This window comes from Arthrobacter sp. Sr33 (genome assembly GCF_054511195.1).
The window spans coordinates 80,689-95,807 of the sequence record NZ_JBTNDD010000007.1; the positions used below are offsets into that span (position 1 = coordinate 80,689).

The 15,119-nt window shown below is 65.3% G+C and carries 14 protein-coding genes; 9 read left to right on the forward strand and 5 right to left on the reverse strand.

Features of this window, described 5'->3' with window-relative positions:
• Nucleotides 1–155: 155 nt before the first annotated feature.
• The 5 genes from ACX80T_RS10745 to ACX80T_RS10765 all read left to right on the forward strand — a co-directional run bounded on the left by ACX80T_RS10745 (nt 156) and on the right by ACX80T_RS10765 (nt 6,650).
• Complete coding sequence (locus ACX80T_RS10745) at nt 156–1,337, forward strand: 5-(carboxyamino)imidazole ribonucleotide synthase (RefSeq protein ID WP_459304410.1); 1,182 nt, start codon at nt 156–158, stop codon at nt 1,335–1,337.
• A gap of 23 nt (nt 1,338–1,360) precedes the next feature.
• On the forward strand, nt 1,361–1,864 hold the full coding sequence (gene purE, locus ACX80T_RS10750; protein ID WP_459304467.1) for a 5-(carboxyamino)imidazole ribonucleotide mutase: 504 nt from the start codon (nt 1,361–1,363) through the stop codon (nt 1,862–1,864).
• Nucleotides 1,861–3,453 (forward strand): LCP family protein, encoded by a 1,593-nt coding sequence (locus ACX80T_RS10755; RefSeq protein ID WP_459304411.1) that lies wholly within the window; start codon nt 1,861–1,863, stop codon nt 3,451–3,453. Before purE ends, ACX80T_RS10755 begins: the two co-directional genes overlap by 4 nt.
• 15 nt (nt 3,454–3,468) lie before the next feature.
• Nucleotides 3,469–4,731, forward strand: a complete 1,263-nt coding sequence (manA, locus tag ACX80T_RS10760) for a mannose-6-phosphate isomerase, class I (protein ID WP_459304412.1) — start codon at nt 3,469–3,471, stop codon at nt 4,729–4,731.
• Between the two features lie 281 nt (nt 4,732–5,012).
• Entirely contained in the window at nt 5,013–6,650 is a 1,638-nt protein-coding gene (locus tag ACX80T_RS10765) for an ABC-F family ATP-binding cassette domain-containing protein (RefSeq protein ID WP_459304413.1), read from the forward strand.
• Between the two features lies 1 nt (nt 6,651).
• On the opposite strand, the gene ACX80T_RS10770 is transcribed toward ACX80T_RS10765, so the two are convergent.
• Together ACX80T_RS10770 and glpX are read right to left on the reverse strand one after the other, a co-directional pair.
• Nucleotides 6,652–7,683: a lipid II:glycine glycyltransferase FemX gene (locus ACX80T_RS10770; protein WP_459304414.1), complete on the reverse strand. Its 1,032-nt coding sequence runs from the start codon at nt 7,681–7,683 to the stop codon at nt 6,652–6,654.
• Between the two features lie 40 nt (nt 7,684–7,723).
• Nucleotides 7,724–8,773 carry a class II fructose-bisphosphatase gene (gene glpX, locus ACX80T_RS10775; RefSeq protein ID WP_116778933.1) on the reverse strand — a complete coding sequence of 350 codons (1,050 nt, stop codon included), beginning with the start codon at nt 8,771–8,773 and terminating at the stop codon, nt 7,724–7,726.
• A gap of 157 nt (nt 8,774–8,930) precedes the next feature.
• On the opposite strand from glpX, the gene ACX80T_RS10780 reads away from it, so the two are divergent.
• The 3 genes from ACX80T_RS10780 to ACX80T_RS10790 are packed head-to-tail and all read left to right on the forward strand — an operon-like array spanning nt 8,931 to nt 11,680.
• Nucleotides 8,931–9,560 carry a DUF4245 domain-containing protein gene (locus ACX80T_RS10780; RefSeq protein ID WP_459304415.1) on the forward strand — a complete coding sequence of 210 codons (630 nt, stop codon included), beginning with the start codon at nt 8,931–8,933 and terminating at the stop codon, nt 9,558–9,560.
• 38 nt (nt 9,561–9,598) lie between these two features.
• Nucleotides 9,599–10,213 (forward strand): carbonic anhydrase, encoded by a 615-nt coding sequence (locus tag ACX80T_RS10785; protein WP_019483652.1) that lies wholly within the window; start codon nt 9,599–9,601, stop codon nt 10,211–10,213.
• A gap of 39 nt (nt 10,214–10,252) precedes the next feature.
• Nucleotides 10,253–11,680: a class II fumarate hydratase gene (locus tag ACX80T_RS10790; protein WP_019483653.1), complete on the forward strand. Its 1,428-nt coding sequence runs from the start codon at nt 10,253–10,255 to the stop codon at nt 11,678–11,680.
• Between the two features lie 108 nt (nt 11,681–11,788).
• Here ACX80T_RS10790 and ACX80T_RS10795 read toward each other — a convergent pair whose 3' ends face one another.
• Together ACX80T_RS10795 and ACX80T_RS10800 are read right to left on the reverse strand one after the other, a co-directional pair.
• Complete coding sequence (locus ACX80T_RS10795; protein ID WP_019483654.1) at nt 11,789–12,259, reverse strand: NUDIX hydrolase; 471 nt, start codon at nt 12,257–12,259, stop codon at nt 11,789–11,791.
• Nucleotides 12,260–12,263: 4 nt separating this feature from the next.
• On the reverse strand, nt 12,264–12,776 hold the full coding sequence (locus tag ACX80T_RS10800; RefSeq protein WP_116778926.1) for a prepilin peptidase: 513 nt from the start codon (nt 12,774–12,776) through the stop codon (nt 12,264–12,266).
• Between the two features lie 58 nt (nt 12,777–12,834).
• Between ACX80T_RS10800 and ACX80T_RS10805 the strand changes: the two genes are divergently transcribed.
• The gene (locus ACX80T_RS10805; protein WP_459304416.1) at nt 12,835–13,578 is read left to right on the forward strand and encodes a hypothetical protein; all 744 of its coding nucleotides are present in this window, start codon (nt 12,835–12,837) and stop codon (nt 13,576–13,578) included.
• A 38-nt stretch (nt 13,579–13,616) separates the two neighbouring features.
• Here ACX80T_RS10805 and ACX80T_RS10810 read toward each other — a convergent pair whose 3' ends face one another.
• Nucleotides 13,617–14,948 carry a PhoH family protein gene (locus ACX80T_RS10810; RefSeq protein WP_019483657.1) on the reverse strand — a complete coding sequence of 444 codons (1,332 nt, stop codon included), beginning with the start codon at nt 14,946–14,948 and terminating at the stop codon, nt 13,617–13,619.
• Nucleotides 14,949–15,119: the final 171 nt, after the last annotated feature.

Genomic DNA, 15,119 nt, shown 5'->3' on the forward strand with positions numbered 1-15,119 from the left:
ATCGCGGACATGCAATCGTGAATGAAGTACCACCATGCTCCATGCATAACGGCCAGTGAGTTATTTTAGCCGTCAAGCATGGAAGATTCCTAGAAACCCTCCCGGCGCAGGCTTCGCATACCAGCGCACCGCCGAGCAGTGGGTACCCTGAATACGTGACTTTCCCAGTAATAGGCGTAGTTGGCGGCGGCCAGTTAGCCCGAATGATGGCCCCCGCCGCTGTCCAGCTCGGCTTCACCCTCCGTGTCCTTGCCGAAGGCCCTGACGTCTCGGCGGTAGCCGCCGTCGCCTCCTCGACCATTGGTGACTACCGCAACCTCGACGATCTCCGGGACTTTGCCAGCGGTGTGGATGTGCTGACCTTCGACCACGAACACGTCCCCGGCGACCTGCTCAGGGCGCTGCAGTCCGACGGCGTCAACGTACAACCGCAGCCCGAGGCCCTCGCTCACGCACAGGACAAAATTGTGATGCGCCGCGCCATCGACCGGATGGGGCTCCCCAATCCTGAGTGGGCTGAGGTCTCTTCGGTCGAGGAACTGTGCGTTTTCGGGGACCGGATTGGGTGGCCTGTGGTCCTGAAGACCCCCCGCGGTGGGTACGACGGTAAGGGCGTCATGGTCCTCGACACACCGGCCGACGCCGACCGCGCCGCCGCGTGGTTCCAGGGCAGCCCGCTGCTCGCCGAAGCCAAGGTCGAGTTCAGCCGTGAACTGTCGGCCCTGGTGGCCCGTACCCCGTCCGGGGCCTCCCGGGCCTGGCCGGTCGTTCACTCGATCCAGGTGGACGGGGTCTGCGATGAAGTAATCGCGCCCGCTGCCGACCTCCCCGCGGACCTTGCGGCGTCGATCGGTGCGGCCGCGCTCAGAATCGCCGATGAGTTGGGGGTGACCGGAGTAATGGCGGTCGAACTCTTCCAGACCCCGGGCACCGATACCGGCTTTATGGTGAATGAGCTGGCCATGCGCCCGCACAACTCCGGCCACTGGACCATGGACGGCTCAGTCACCGGACAATTCGAGCAGCATCTTCGCGCGGTCCTTGACCTACCCCTGGGCGACACCCGAACGCTGGGTACCGTGACAGTGATGAAGAACTATCTCGGTGGCGACAACGTTGATCTCTTTAGCGCCTACCCCGCGGCCCTGGCGGCTGAACCAGCTGCGAAGATTCATTCCTACGGCAAGGATGTGAGGCCCGGCCGCAAGATCGGCCACGTCAATGCAGTGGCTCTGGCAGGCGAAAGCCTCGAAACCGTCCGGAACCGGGCGGAACGAACTGCGGCTATTCTCCGGAATGGGCCCGCCAGTTCAAAGACCCGGAAGGAAAACGCGTGAATAATCCGTTGGTAGGGCTCGTCATGGGGTCGGATTCGGACTGGCCGGTCATGGAGGCGGCGGCGCAGGCCCTGACCGAATTCGGGGTCGCCTTCGAGGCCGACGTCGTCTCAGCCCACCGGATGCCCGCCGAAATGATCGCGTACGGGCAACAGGCACAGGAACGGGGCCTGCGGGTCATCATCGCCGGCGCGGGCGGCGCCGCGCACCTGCCCGGAATGCTGGCCTCGGTGACCGTACTGCCGGTGATTGGCGTGCCGGTACCGCTGAAGTACCTCGACGGAATGGATTCCCTCCTGTCGATCGTTCAGATGCCTGCCGGAGTGCCAGTTGCCGCCGTCTCAATTGGTGGTGCCCGCAACGCTGGGCTGCTCGCCGTGCGGATGCTTGCGGCCGGCGAGGACAGCCTGGCGCAACGCCTCCGGGGCGAGCTCGTCGATTTTGCGGCCGGCTTGCGGGAGACCGCCGTTCAAAAGGGTGCGGCCCTTCGGGCGCGAGCGACCCTGCCCGAGGAGAGCGGCGTATGAGCCAGGCTTCCGACCCGGAGGGGCAATGGTTGCTCACCGACCCGGTTCGCTACCCGGAGTCAGCGACACCTAGGGTCCGTACCAAACGCGCCTTCGTCCTGCTGTTGCTGACCCTGGTTCTTCCTGGCTCGGCGCAGATTGTCGCCGGCGATCGGGGCTTGGGCCGGCGGGCGCTTCTGGTGACCTTCGCGGTCTGGCTGGCGGTGTTGGCCGCTATCGTCATCGCGGTCACCAACCGGACAGCACTGGTGAGCGCGGTGACCCACCAGTGGTGGTCACTCATCCTGATTATCGTGTTGCTGGTACTTGCCGTGTCCTGGGCCATTCTCTTCCTGAACACCCTGCGGATTATCAGGCCCCCTCTGCTGGAGCGATCCATGCGTCCGGTTGTCGCCGGATCATTGGTGGCACTGATGGTGGTTACCAGCGGATCCCTTGCCTACGGCGCGTATCTGCTCAATGTGAGCCGTGGCACCTTCGGCTCCATCTTTCAGGCCGGGCCCGCATTCGATCCGGTTGATGGGCGGTACAACTTCCTGCTGATGGGCGGCGACGCCGGTGAGGACCGGACCGGACGCCGGCCCGACAGCATTTCGGTGATCAGCGTCGATGCTTCCTCCGGGGCCACAGTGACCTTCAGCATCCCCCGCAACTTCCAGAATGCCCCGTTCACCGAGGATTCCCCCCTGTGGCAGATCTACCCGGACGGGTACAACTGCGGCGATGAATGCATCATCAACAGCCTTTACCCGACAATCGCCCAGGACCATGCCGACCTCTACCCGGAGTCCGACGATCCGGGAGCGGAAGCGATGATGGATGCCGCCGGCGGCATCCTGGGGATCGAGGTACAGGCCTACATCTTGGTCGACATGGAAGGCTTCTCCCAGGTCATCGACGCCATGGGCGGAATCACCATCGACGCTGGCGGGTGGGTTCCGATCACCGCCGCAGAGATCCCCGGCACCAACCCGATCCGGCACTATCCGCCCTCCGGGTGGATTGCCCCCGGCGTGCAGACCCTCGATGGGTACCACGCGCTCTGGTACGCACGATCCCGGGAGTTCGTCACCGATTATCACCGCATCGCCCGCCAGCAGTGCGTCCAGCAGGCCATGATCGCCCAACTGGATCCGGCGACCGTCCTTACCCGGTTCGAGGATCTGGCCAGTGCCGGCGCTGACATCGTCGAAACCGACATCCCCCTGGACCAGTTGGGGAGCTTCGTCGACCTTGCCCTGAAAGCGAAGGACCACGAAACCCGTCGCCTGACTATCGGCCCACCCGACTTCGGCACGGCCGCAGACAACTTCGTCACCTATCCGGTGTTCGAGGAGATCCATCAGCGGGTGCAGCAGACCCTGGCGGAAACCACCGGGGCCGAACCGGCAGCAGACGCACCCGTCCCAGCTGAACTGGAGGCAGCCACAGCGGTGTCGGTCTTCAAACCAGCGGAACCAACCATCGTCCCCGCGCAGGTGACCGCCCCGGAAATTACTGAAGAGTACCTGCAGCAGCTGGCCACCATCGGGGATATTGCAACCCTCAGCACCCTGTTGGACAACAACGGGGAATGCAGTCCCGCCTAAGGAAACGAGTCAGCCATGTACCTGCTGGAGAACACGCTGCGGCCCTACGCCTGGGGCTCCGAGACGGCTATCGCTGAGCTGCTCGGCCGGGTCCCCTCGGGGGGTCCCGAAGCTGAACTCTGGGTGGGGGCCCACCCAGACTCACCCTCCCAGGTGGTGCTGGAGGACGGTACCCGCCAGCACCTGGACCAGTTGATCGCCTCCGACCCGGAGCGGGCGCTTGGCAACGAAGCCGTGCAGCGTTTCGGTGACCGGCTGCCATTCCTGCTGAAGGTCCTCGCCGCCGCGGCGCCGCTGTCCCTCCAAGTCCACCCGAGCAGCACCCAAGCTGCGGCCGGGTTTGCGGCCGAGAACGCTGCCGGCATACCCGCCGACGCTCCGCACCGCAATTACCGGGACGGGTTCCACAAACCCGAGATGATTTTCGCGCTCACCCCGTTTGAGGCTCTGTGCGGGTTCCGGCCCGTGTCCGAAGCCGCTGACGTGTTCGAGCGGTTGATCTCAGCCGTCGAGGCAACCGGGGCCAGCGCGCCCGCGCTACTCGCCGACGTCGTCAGCGACCTCAGGGGGGCGGATCAGCGGGAGGCCCTCCGTGGCGCCTTCACCCGTCTGCTGACCACGGCCGATGCCACCCAGGCCGCCGAGTCAGTCGCGACGGCGCTGGCATCGGTACCCGGCCGGGACGCCGCGACCGTGCGCGAACTCACCGACCACTATCCAGGCGACCCCGGCGTCCTCGTCGCCCTGCTGTTGAACCGGGTGTCGTTGGATCCCGGCCAGGCCATCTACCTTCCGGCGGGGAACGTCCACGCCTACCTCAGCGGTCTGGGGATTGAGGTGATGGCTGCCTCGGATAATGTGCTGCGGGGTGGGCTGACCCCGAAACACGTTGACGTTCCCGAGTTGCTGAAGACAGTGCGCTTCGAATCGGTCAGCGTGCCGGCCGTCGAGGTCCGGCACACGGGGCTTGGCCAGGAACTGTACTGCCCGCCGTTCGATGAATTTGCCCTGCAACGCCTTGAGCTCCGCGCCGGGTCGGATTCAATGGCTTCCGCTGATGTACCCCTGGCCCAGAACGGTCCGGTGTTGGTGCTGGCCGTCTCGGGCAGCATCGTCCTTGACTCCCCTCGCGGCGACCTGCTCGTGCCTCGCGGTTCCAGTGCCTTCGTCCCGGCCAACGAGGCTCCCGTCATGGTCAAGCTCGCCGCCGGTACCGGGCCCGACACCGATCAGGACGACGACGGCGCCCTCGCCTTCGCGGTGACTCTCGCCGGCTGAGCTCCACCACCTGGGACCTGGGACTGGCACCGGGGCGCAGAAAAGTGGCCTCCCCGCATCTGAGTGGTCGGCCCACCACTTATCTGCAGCCCAGCCACTTTTCTGCGGGCCGGCGTGTAGCCCAGCCACTTTCCTGGGGGCCGGGGTACAGCAGGGTGCACCCCAGCCACTTATCTGCGGGCCGGCGTGCAGCCCAGCCACTTTTCTGGGCCGGGGGCGGCCTGGCCTGCCAGCAGGAGTGCAGCGCAGCCCCTTGCGGCCCGAGTCCCTAAGATAGATGGGTGACTGCTTCCCTCGTGGCGAAGGACCTCTCCGGAGGCCACGCCCACCGCACTCTTTTCTCCGGCCTGAATCTGACGGTGGCACCGGGCGACGTCGTCGGCGTCGTCGGCGCCAATGGTGCGGGTAAGTCGACGCTGCTCCGGCTCCTCGCCGGCGCCGACGACCCGCTCGGCGGCAGCGTGACCACCACTCCCACTGATGCGTTTGTCGGATGGTTACCGCAGGAGCAGGAACGACTTCCGGGCGAGACCATCGGGGGCTACCTCGGTCGGCGGACGGGAACGACGGCGGCCACCGCGGCGATGGAAGCCGCCGCCGACGAACTGGCCTCCGGAACCCAGGCAGCCAATGACACTTATGGGGCCGCCCTCGACCATTGGATGGCGTGTGGGGCCGCCGATCTCGCCGACCGCGTCCCCCAGGTACTGGCTGAGCTTGGCCTGACGCTCGGACCTGACACCCCGATGACCGGTCTCTCAGGCGGGCAGGCTGCCCGGGTGGCGCTGGCGGCGCTGCTGCTCAGCCGCTTCGACATCGTGCTCCTCGACGAGCCCACCAATGACCTGGATCTGGCTGGCCTTGCGCGCCTGGAGGAGTTTGTACGGGGCCTGCGGGGCGGTGTTGTCCTGGTCTCTCACGACCGCGAGTTCCTGGCCCGCTGCATCACCACGGTGGTGGAACTTGACCTGGCCCAGGGCAGTGTTGCCGTCTACGACGGCGGGTACGACGCGTATCTTGAGGAACGCGCCGTCGCGAAACGTCATGCGCAAGAAGCCTACGAGGAGTTCGCCGACAAGAAGTCCGACCTTGTCTCCCGCGCCCGCACCCAGCGGGAGTGGAGTTCCCAGGGCGTCCGCAACGCGATGAAGAAGAGCCCGGACAATGACAAGATTCGCCGGCGCGCGAGCATGGAATCCTCGGAGAAGCAGGCGCAAAAGGTCCGGCAGATGGAATCGCGGATTTCCCGCCTCGACGAGGTGGCCGAACCGCGCAAGGAATGGCAGCTGCAGTTCAGCATCGGCTCCGCCCCGCGCTCCAGCTCGGTGGTGGCAACCCTCAACCGCGCGGTCGTCAGCCGCGGCGGGTTCACTCTCGGGCCGGTCACGCTGCAGGTCAATGCCGGGGACCGGATTGGGATTACCGGGCCGAACGGCGCGGGGAAATCCACCCTGCTGGCCCTGCTGCTGGGTCAGTTGGTGCCCGACGACGGCGGCGCCGGGCTGGGCGCGAGCGTCGCAGTGGGAGAGATTGATCAAGCCCGCGGCGTGTTTGCGGAGTCCGAACCGTTGGGCGATGCGTTTGAAGCGCTGGTCCCGAGCCTCAACCGGGCTGAGGTCCGCACCTTGCTGGCCAAGTTCGGGCTCAAGGCCGACCAGGTCAGCGGTACCGTGGGCAGCCTCTCCCCCGGGGAGCGCACCCGTGCTGCGCTGGCCCTCCTGCAGTCCCGCGGAGTGAACCTGCTGGTGCTTGACGAGCCCACCAACCATCTCGACCTGCCGGCCATTGAACAGCTGGAGGGAGCACTCGAGAACTACGATGGTGCGCTGCTCCTGGTCTCCCATGACCGCCGCCTGCTCGAGAATGTCAGGTTGGACTCCCGCTGGGCCGTGGCCGACGGTCAGGTCACCGCCAACTAGCCTAGGAGCGTCCCGGCAGCTTCGCCTTCAGCTTCGCTGCAGTGGCCTGGGCGAGGCGCACTCCGTCCCGGGCCAACGGCATTGCCCGGGAATACAGGGGGTAGAGGGGCGAGAGCGGCTTGTCCCAGGTTCCGGCCAGCTGGTTCTCGTGCTTGGCCCAGCCCATCTTGAACTTGGATACTCCGTCGTTGAGCAGCCCGTTGAAGTCGTAGCGCACCGCGCCGCGCTCCTTCATGGACTGGATTGCCAACCACTTCAGGGCATAGTTGGCCCGCAACTGTTCCCCCTCGGGAGTCATCCCTCCATAAAGTTCGAAGACCGTGTGATCGCTGGCGGACAGCCAGAGGAACGCGACGACGTCGTCGCCCTGGAAAGCGGCGATCACCGGCGACGCGCTGCCAAGGTTGTCGTAGATGTCCAGATAGTAGGGATCCTCGTGGATGCCGAACCCCGCCCGCTCGGCAGTCTGTCGATAGACGGCAAGGCACCGGGGCAACTCCGCACGGGTCACCTCCCGGTACTCGAGGTCCTCCCGGCCGGACTTCCTGATGTACTGTCGGTGCTTTTTACTCATCCCGGCGAGCAGCTCATCCTCGCTGAGGGTGAGGTCGAGGATGAGGGTACGGCCGATCAGGATGGTGTTCGCGGTGCTGCGCCACCCGGCTGCCGGCAGTGCCATGGCGGGAGCCGCATCGGCATCCCAGTCGGGTTCGATGCTCAACGCCACTGGCCGGTGCGCCTGGCGGACATAGACTTCCAGCGCGCCCAGCACGTCGGCCTCGCGCCCCGGCACTGACTGTGGCCCGCGCGGGCAGTACGCCAGGGACCTGAACGGCACGGGAAGCTTGCGGAGCAGCACCTGTGCGCAGCCCACCAGTACGCCGTCGTCCTGCATCAGCACCCGGTCAACGGTCCACCCGTGGGCGGCCTTGGTCTTGCCCCAGCCCCAGAGCTGCTGGGGGTGCCCCAGCAGCTCATTCACAGCGGAGTCCCACCGGGACTCGTCGACGCATTGCACAACAGTAAGGGTCATGCCCTCAACCCTAGCGCTGATCGAGAACCCGCCGGGCGTCCTACTTCAGACGCGCGTAGCTTTCCCACTTGTGGGCCTGGTGCTCGCCGTCGACCACGCGGATGGTTCCCGACTTGGACCGCATCACGATGGACTGGGTCAGGACTTTACCCTTGTTGTAACGGACACCGCGCACCAGATCGCCGTCGGTGATGCCGGTGGCAGCGAAGTAGCAGTTGTCACTGGTTACCAGGTCTGAGGTGGACATCACCCGATCAAGGTCGTGACCGGCGTCGATGGCCTTCTGTTTTTCCTCATCGCTGGTGGGCCACAACCGGCCCTGGATCACTCCGCCCAGCGATTTGATGGCGCAGGCAGCGACGATGCCCTCGGGGGTGCCGCCGATACCCATCAGGGCGTCGACGTCGGTGCCCTCACGGGCTGCCGCAATGGCTCCGGCCACGTCGCCGTCCATGATGAACTTGGTGCGCGCACCGGCGGCACGGATTTCGTCGACCAGGGGACGGTGGCGGTCGCGGTCCAGAATCATCACTGTCACCTGGTTGACCGACTTGCCCTTGGCTTTGGCGATCAGGTGCAGGTTCTGCTTGACGGGGAGCCGCAGATCAACCATGTCGGCGGCCTCCGGGCCGGTAACCAGCTTCTCCATGTAGAACACGGCGGAAGGGTCAAACATGGTGCCGCGCTCGGCGACCGCGAGCACCGCAATCGCATTGTTGATGCCGAGCGCGGTGAGGCGGGTGCCATCGATCGGGTCGACAGCGACGTCGCACTCGGGGCCGCTACCGTCCCCGACCCGCTCGCCGTTGTACAACATGGGGGCTTCGTCCTTCTCCCCCTCGCCGATGACCACGACGCCGTTGAAGTGGACCGTTGACAGGAGGGAGCGCATGGCGTCGACTGCTGCACCATCCGCTTTGAGCTTGTCGCCGTACCCGACCCAATGGCCACCGGCGATGGCCGCAGCTTCGGTCACACGGACCAGTTCCAGGGCGAGGTTGCGGTCCGGCTCGTCGTCGCCGACCGCCAGCGAGCGGGAGAGCGTTGAATACTGGGCTGATTTGGCGTTGTTGGACACGTCAATCCTCATCGTCGAAGCGGTGCTGTGCCATTGCTGGCGAAAGCTGCGGGACTTATCCCCTGCCGCAATCATAGTGGCCGCTGGTCTGCCCGCACTATGCGTGACGACGATACGAGACGGCGGGGCCCGAATAGGTGCGCACCCGCAAGTGGTGGAAAATGGATGTGTGAGCACCCCCCAGCCCGGATCGACAGAGCACCCCACCGACGGCGACGCGCGCCCCGACACTGAACCGCCAGTCACGCCGGTATTGACGCCAAAGCAGGCGAAGCGCGCCAACTCGACAGTCGTCGGCATGCTGATCGCAATTGCGGCGACCTTCGGCCTGGTGCTGCCGGTGTTGCTGTTCAATCCCACCCACACGGCCGAGACCTATGCCCGGGATATTGATGTACCGAACGTGTCGTCCGAGGCAGCGGATATTGCCGGCTATGTTCCACTGGCACCCGACCTGCCGGCAGGGTGGACCTCGAACTTCGCCCGCTGGAACACCGGCGGCAGCGACGGCGTCCCCTTCTGGGAGGTGGGCTATCTCACCCCCGAGCGGCAGTTCATCCAGCTCACCCAGACCGACAACGCCAACCCCACCTGGACGGCGCAGCGGCTCGACGGCGCCCAGGTGTCGGGCCAACGCACCATCGACACCCTCGACTGGGAACTGCTGGACAGTTCGTCGGGTGACACCTTCCTCACCGCAGAGACCGGTGAGTACACCCTGATTCTGAACGGTACCGCCGATCTCGCTGAATTCGACGTACTCGGCGCTGCAATCCTCGACGATCTAGCCGCGTCTTAGAGTCCAATCGTGGGCTGGATCCGGCGTAAGGTTGTGCCGTGGATAACGAACTGACCCCCGTTGATGCCTGGTCCCGCCTCCGTGACGGAAACCTGCGTTTTGTTTCGGGCAGCTCCTCGCACCCGAATCAGGACGCGCTGCATCGTGCCTCTTTGGTTGACACCCAGCACCCCTTCGCTGTCATCTTCGGTTGTTCGGATTCCCGGCTGGCCGCCGAGATCATTTTCGACCTCGGTCTCGGCGACATCTTCGTGGTGCGCACCGCGGGGCAGGTCATCGACGACGCGGTGCTGGGATCCCTGGAGTTCAGTGTGAGCGTGCTGAATGTTCCGCTGATCGTGGTCCTTGGGCATGACCGCTGCGGAGCCGTCTCGGCGACCATTGACGCAATCGACTCCGGGGAGATGCCCGCCGGTTTCCTGCGCGAACTGGTGGAACGGATCACTCCCTCCGTCCTCACGTCCCGACGCAACGGGGTTACGGACATCAACGCGACGGTCGTTGAGCACATCAAACAGACCTCCAAACGCATGGTCGATTCCTCGCGGGTCATCGCCGACGCCGTCGAGAACGACACCACAGCCGTGATAGGTGTCACCTACCGGCTTGAGGACGGCAAGGCTGAGATCGTTTCCGGATTTGGTGCCTTGTAGGATTTGGTGCCTTGTAGCCCCACCGGCGAGAATTGGCGCATGACTCAATCGCCTGGATCCGACGCCGAATTCCGTATTGAACACGACACGATGGGCGAGGTCCGGGTTCCGGTCAACGCGCTCTACCGTGCCCAGACCCAACGCGCGGTGGAAAACTTCCCCATCTCTGGCACCCGCCTCGAGCGCGCGCACATCGAAGCGCTGGCCCGCATCAAGAAGGCTGCGGCGACCGCCAACGCCGAGCTGGGAGTGCTCGACGACGAGCGCGCCCGTGCCATCGAGGCCGCAGCTGAAGAGGTGGCCCAGGGACTCTACGACGGCGACTTCCCCGTCGACATTTACCAGACTGGTTCCGGCACGTCGTCGAACATGAACATCAACGAGGTCATTGCCACCCTGGCGAGCCGCGCCCTTGCCGCCGCGGGCAGCGAAACCTCGGTGCACCCCAACGACCACGTCAACGCCTCACAGTCGTCCAACGATGTGTTCCCAACGTCCGTCCATGTGGCCGCGGCGTCGGCACTGACCAAGGACCTGGTCCCGGCACTGGAACACCTCGCAGCATCGCTGGAACGGAAAGCCGACGAGTTCAAGACCGTGGTCAAGTCCGGTCGCACCCACCTGATGGATGCGACGCCGGTAACCCTGGGCCAGGAGTTTGGCGGCTACGCCGCCCAGGTGCGGTACGGCGTCGAGCGCATCCAGGCTTCCCTCCCCCGGGTGGCCGAGGTACCGCTGGGTGGCACGGCCGTCGGCACCGGCATCAACACGCCGGCCGGTTTCCCTGCACGGGTCATCGAACTGCTGGCCAGCGACACCGGCCTCCCCCTCACCGAGGCACGCGATCACTTCGAGGCCCAGGCCAACCGTGACGGGCTCGTTGAGGTCTCGGGGATGCTGCGTACCATCGCCGTGTCACTGACCAAGATCAATAACGACCTGCGCTGGCTGGGATCGGGGCCCAACACCGGCCTCGGCGAGATCGCGCTGCCCGACCTGCAGCCGGGATCGTCGATTATGCCCGGCAAGGTCAACCCGGTGATCTGTGAGGCAGTCATCATGGTGTGCGCCCAGGTGATGGGCAATGACGCAACGGTGGCCATCTCCGGCACCAACGGAGCGTTCGAGCTCAACGTCGGCATCCCGGTCATCGCCCGCAACGTGCTGGAATCGGTGCGGCTGCTGAGCACCTCCACCCGTGTGATGGCCGACAAGATGATCGACGGCATCACCGCCAATGAGGAGCGGGCCCGATTCCTGGCCGAGGCATCGCCGTCGATCGTGACCCCGCTGAACAAATACATCGGCTACGAGAACGCAGCCAAGATCGCCAAGAAGGCCGTCGCCGAGGGCCTCACGGTCCGGGAGGCCGTCGTCGCCCTCGGGTTTGTGGAACGCGGGGAGCTCACCGAGCAGCAGCTCGACGACTCCCTCGACGTGCTCTCCATGACCCGCCCTCCGCAGTAGCCCAGCACCACCCCCGAACGCCATAAACTGCCCCGAGGGTCAGGTTCGCCGATTTGCAGTCGGCGGATCTACCCCTCGGGGCAGTTTCTGTTGCGCCGGTTGGCCGCCCTAGCGAATGAAGTGGGGGACGCCGTCGGCGGTCAGTGCCGCCTCGACGAGCTGCCGGTGGCGTTCGTTCAGTTCCGGGAGCTGATCGAGGGGGAACCAGCCGACGTCAGTGGATTCGTCGTCGTTCACCAGGGCCTCTCCCGAGACGTACCGGCAGCTGAAATCGGTGGTCAGGAAGGTGCAGATGTCCCCGTTGGGGAAGGTCACGGGCCCCACCACCTCCACCCGGATCAGGTGCTCCACCCGGGCTCGCACGCCGGTCTCTTCGAAGATCTCCCGGACAATGCCGGCCGCCGGTTCCTCACCTGGCTCAAGCATCCCGGTGATGACGGTCCACTGTCCGTTGTCGGAACGTTTCCCGAGCAGCACCCGCCCGTCGTCGTCGAACACCACGCCGCCGACGCCGGGCAACCAGAGGGGCTCATGCCCGACCTTCTCGCGGAGGGACAGGACATAGTCAGGGGTAGGCATGAGATCAGCCTAGCGAGGGGACGGCCAGGACCAACGCAGCTCCGGCAATCATGAACGGCCCGAACGGGATTGCCGACTTGAGTGTGCCCCGGCGGCTGAGGATCAAGACCAGTCCCCAGAGCGCTCCGAGCCCAAACGCTGCGAAGGTCCCCCACAGCAGTTGGCCCCAGCCCACAAAACCCAGGTAGAGCCCCAGCCAACCGGCGAGCTTCACGTCCCCGAATCCCATCCCCGCCGGGTACACCACCCGCAACAGGAAGTACGCCAGCCAGAGCACGGCGGCCCCGCCAACCATCGTGAGCGTCCGCCCGGCGTCGCTGGCCAGCAGGGCCGCAGAGCCGAGCAACACACCAGTGAGGGGGTAGGCCGGAAAGACGATCCGGTTTGGCAGCAGATGGCTACGGAAATCGACAACGCTGAGCCGGACTCCGACCACGCCAAAAACGACCAGCGCCAGTCCAAGGAGGAGCCCGGCAACGGGTCGGTCCTGGAAGTACCCGGCAAGGATGTCGGTCATGGGATCCAAGCTACTGGACCCCTGCGAACCGGCCAAGGGCGGCGGTTAGACTGTGGACATGTCAGCAACTCACAGTGAAACACCAGCAGCCACCTTCCGGTCGCTCTGCAGGTCATCCCCCTGGAAGTGGGAGACCCTGCGCTTCACTGTGGCGTGGCGACTACCCGAGGGAGAGACCCGGCCACTCAAGGCCTGGCTGCGTCGGCCGGCGGCGCTCCGGGTTGAGGACAACGACGGCGTCCTCCTCCACAGCACCACTGGCACTGCCGGCTCACGGGACGCCCTCTACGTCAGCGCCACCAGGAAATCCTGGCTCCTTGCCCCACGGCTGATCACCCCCGTCTACAACGACGCCGGCTTCGTGCTGCGCCGCCCGGACGCCGCGTACGGTGAACCCGCCTTCGGCGACCCGCGGTGGGCCGCGATGCTGGACCCGGTCGAATTTGCTGGGGACGCGCCGGTGGCCTTCGAGTCCCCCTTCGCCAACCGGGTGGAGCTGGAGAACATCGTCGAAGAGGAGTTTGAGGGCCGGCCAGTCCTCAGCGCCGTTGCCACTCCCAACCTCACCTACAAACCCCACACTGACGGCTACCCGCTGATCGGTCGTGGTCGAACCGAGGTGAAAGTTGACCTCGGAACAGGAATCTGTGTGTCGACCCTCGCCCTGGACGGGGCGTTCGCTGGGGGTGGGCACTGGCTGCGGATCCTCGGTGTGGACGAGTACATGGTTGATGATCTCTTCGTTGACTCCGATAACCAGCTCACCGATGTCAGCGCCCATATCCCATGGAACGTGTCCTGACCGGCTGCTGCCTGACGCCTGCCCCCAGCGGGAACTGACTAGATTTCGGCGCCCTCAAGCAACTCGGTGACGAGAGCCGCGATCGGCGAGCGCTCGGACCTGGTCAGGGTGATGTGGCCGAACAGCGGGTGACCTTTGAGGGTTTCCACCACTGCTGCGATCCCGTCATGGCGCCCCACCCGCAGATTGTCGCGCTGCGCGACGTCGTGAGTCAGGACAATGCGCGAGTTCTGCCCAATCCTGCTCATCACCGTCAGCAGCACGTTCTTTTCCAGCGACTGGGCTTCGTCGACGATGACGAACGAATCGTGAAGACTTCGCCCACGAATATGGGTTAGCGGAAGCACCTCAAGCATTCCGCGATCCATCACTTCCTCCACCACCTCCTGCGACACCAGCGCGCCCAGCGTATCGAAGACCGCCTGCGCCCACGGGTTCATCTTTTCGCTCTCGCTGCCGGGCAGATAGCCCAGTTCCTGGCCGCCGACGGCGTACAACGGCCTGAACACCACCACCTTGCGGTGTTCGCGGCGTTCCAGGACCGCCTCCAACCCGGCGCACAGGGCCAGAGCCGATTTGCCGGTGCCGGCTCGCCCGCCCATCGAAACAATCCCCACCTCGGGATCCATCAGGAGGTCGATGGCCAACCGTTGTTCGGCGGACCGCCCATGGAGTCCAAACACATCACGATCACCACGCACCAGTCGCACCTGTTTGTCCGCCCCCACCCTGCCCAGCGCTGACCCCCTGACCGAGTGCATGACCAGACCGGTGTTGGCAGGCATTTCAGCGGCTTCGGGAAGGAACACGGGCTGATGGTCGTAGAGCGTGTTGACGTCAGCTTCAGCGACGTCCAGCTCAGCTACCCCGGTCCAGCCCGAGTCCTTCACCAACTCGTTGCGGTACTCGTCCGCTTTCAGACCCATCGCCGATGCCTTGACACGCATCGGCAGGTCCTTCGACACCACTGTGACGTTCCTGCCCTCATCGGAGAGGTTCTTCGCCACCGCGAGGATCCGCGAGTCGTTGTCCCCGCTCCTGAATCCTGCTGGTAACACCTCCGGCGAGATGTGGTTCAGCTCCACCCGCAGCGTTCCGCCCTCTTCCCCGAGAGGGATCGCCTGGTTGAGGCCGTGATGCTGGACCCGCAGATCATCAAGCAACCGCAACGCCTTGCGCGCAAAATAGCCAAGCTCGGGGTCGTTACGCTTGGCCTCCAGTTCGCTGATCACCACGATCGGCAGGATCACCTCATGTTCGGCGAACCGCATAATGGCGCGCGGGTCCGAGAGCAGCACCGACGTGTCGACGACGTAGCTTCGGCTACCAAGGCTTTCAACAGACGAAAGGCCCGCCTCAGCAAGGATCAATTCTTCATCCGTGCTACTGCGAGCCTTGGTGGCGTGTGCTGGGGGGAGGGTCTGGCCTGAATCGAATGAACTCTGTGTTGGGTCAGATATGGCCACGTGGACTCCACTCCGGGGCGTGCAATCCCCGACTTGTTAAGGGGTGGGTGAGACAGTGAGGCCGCGAGGCCTGGC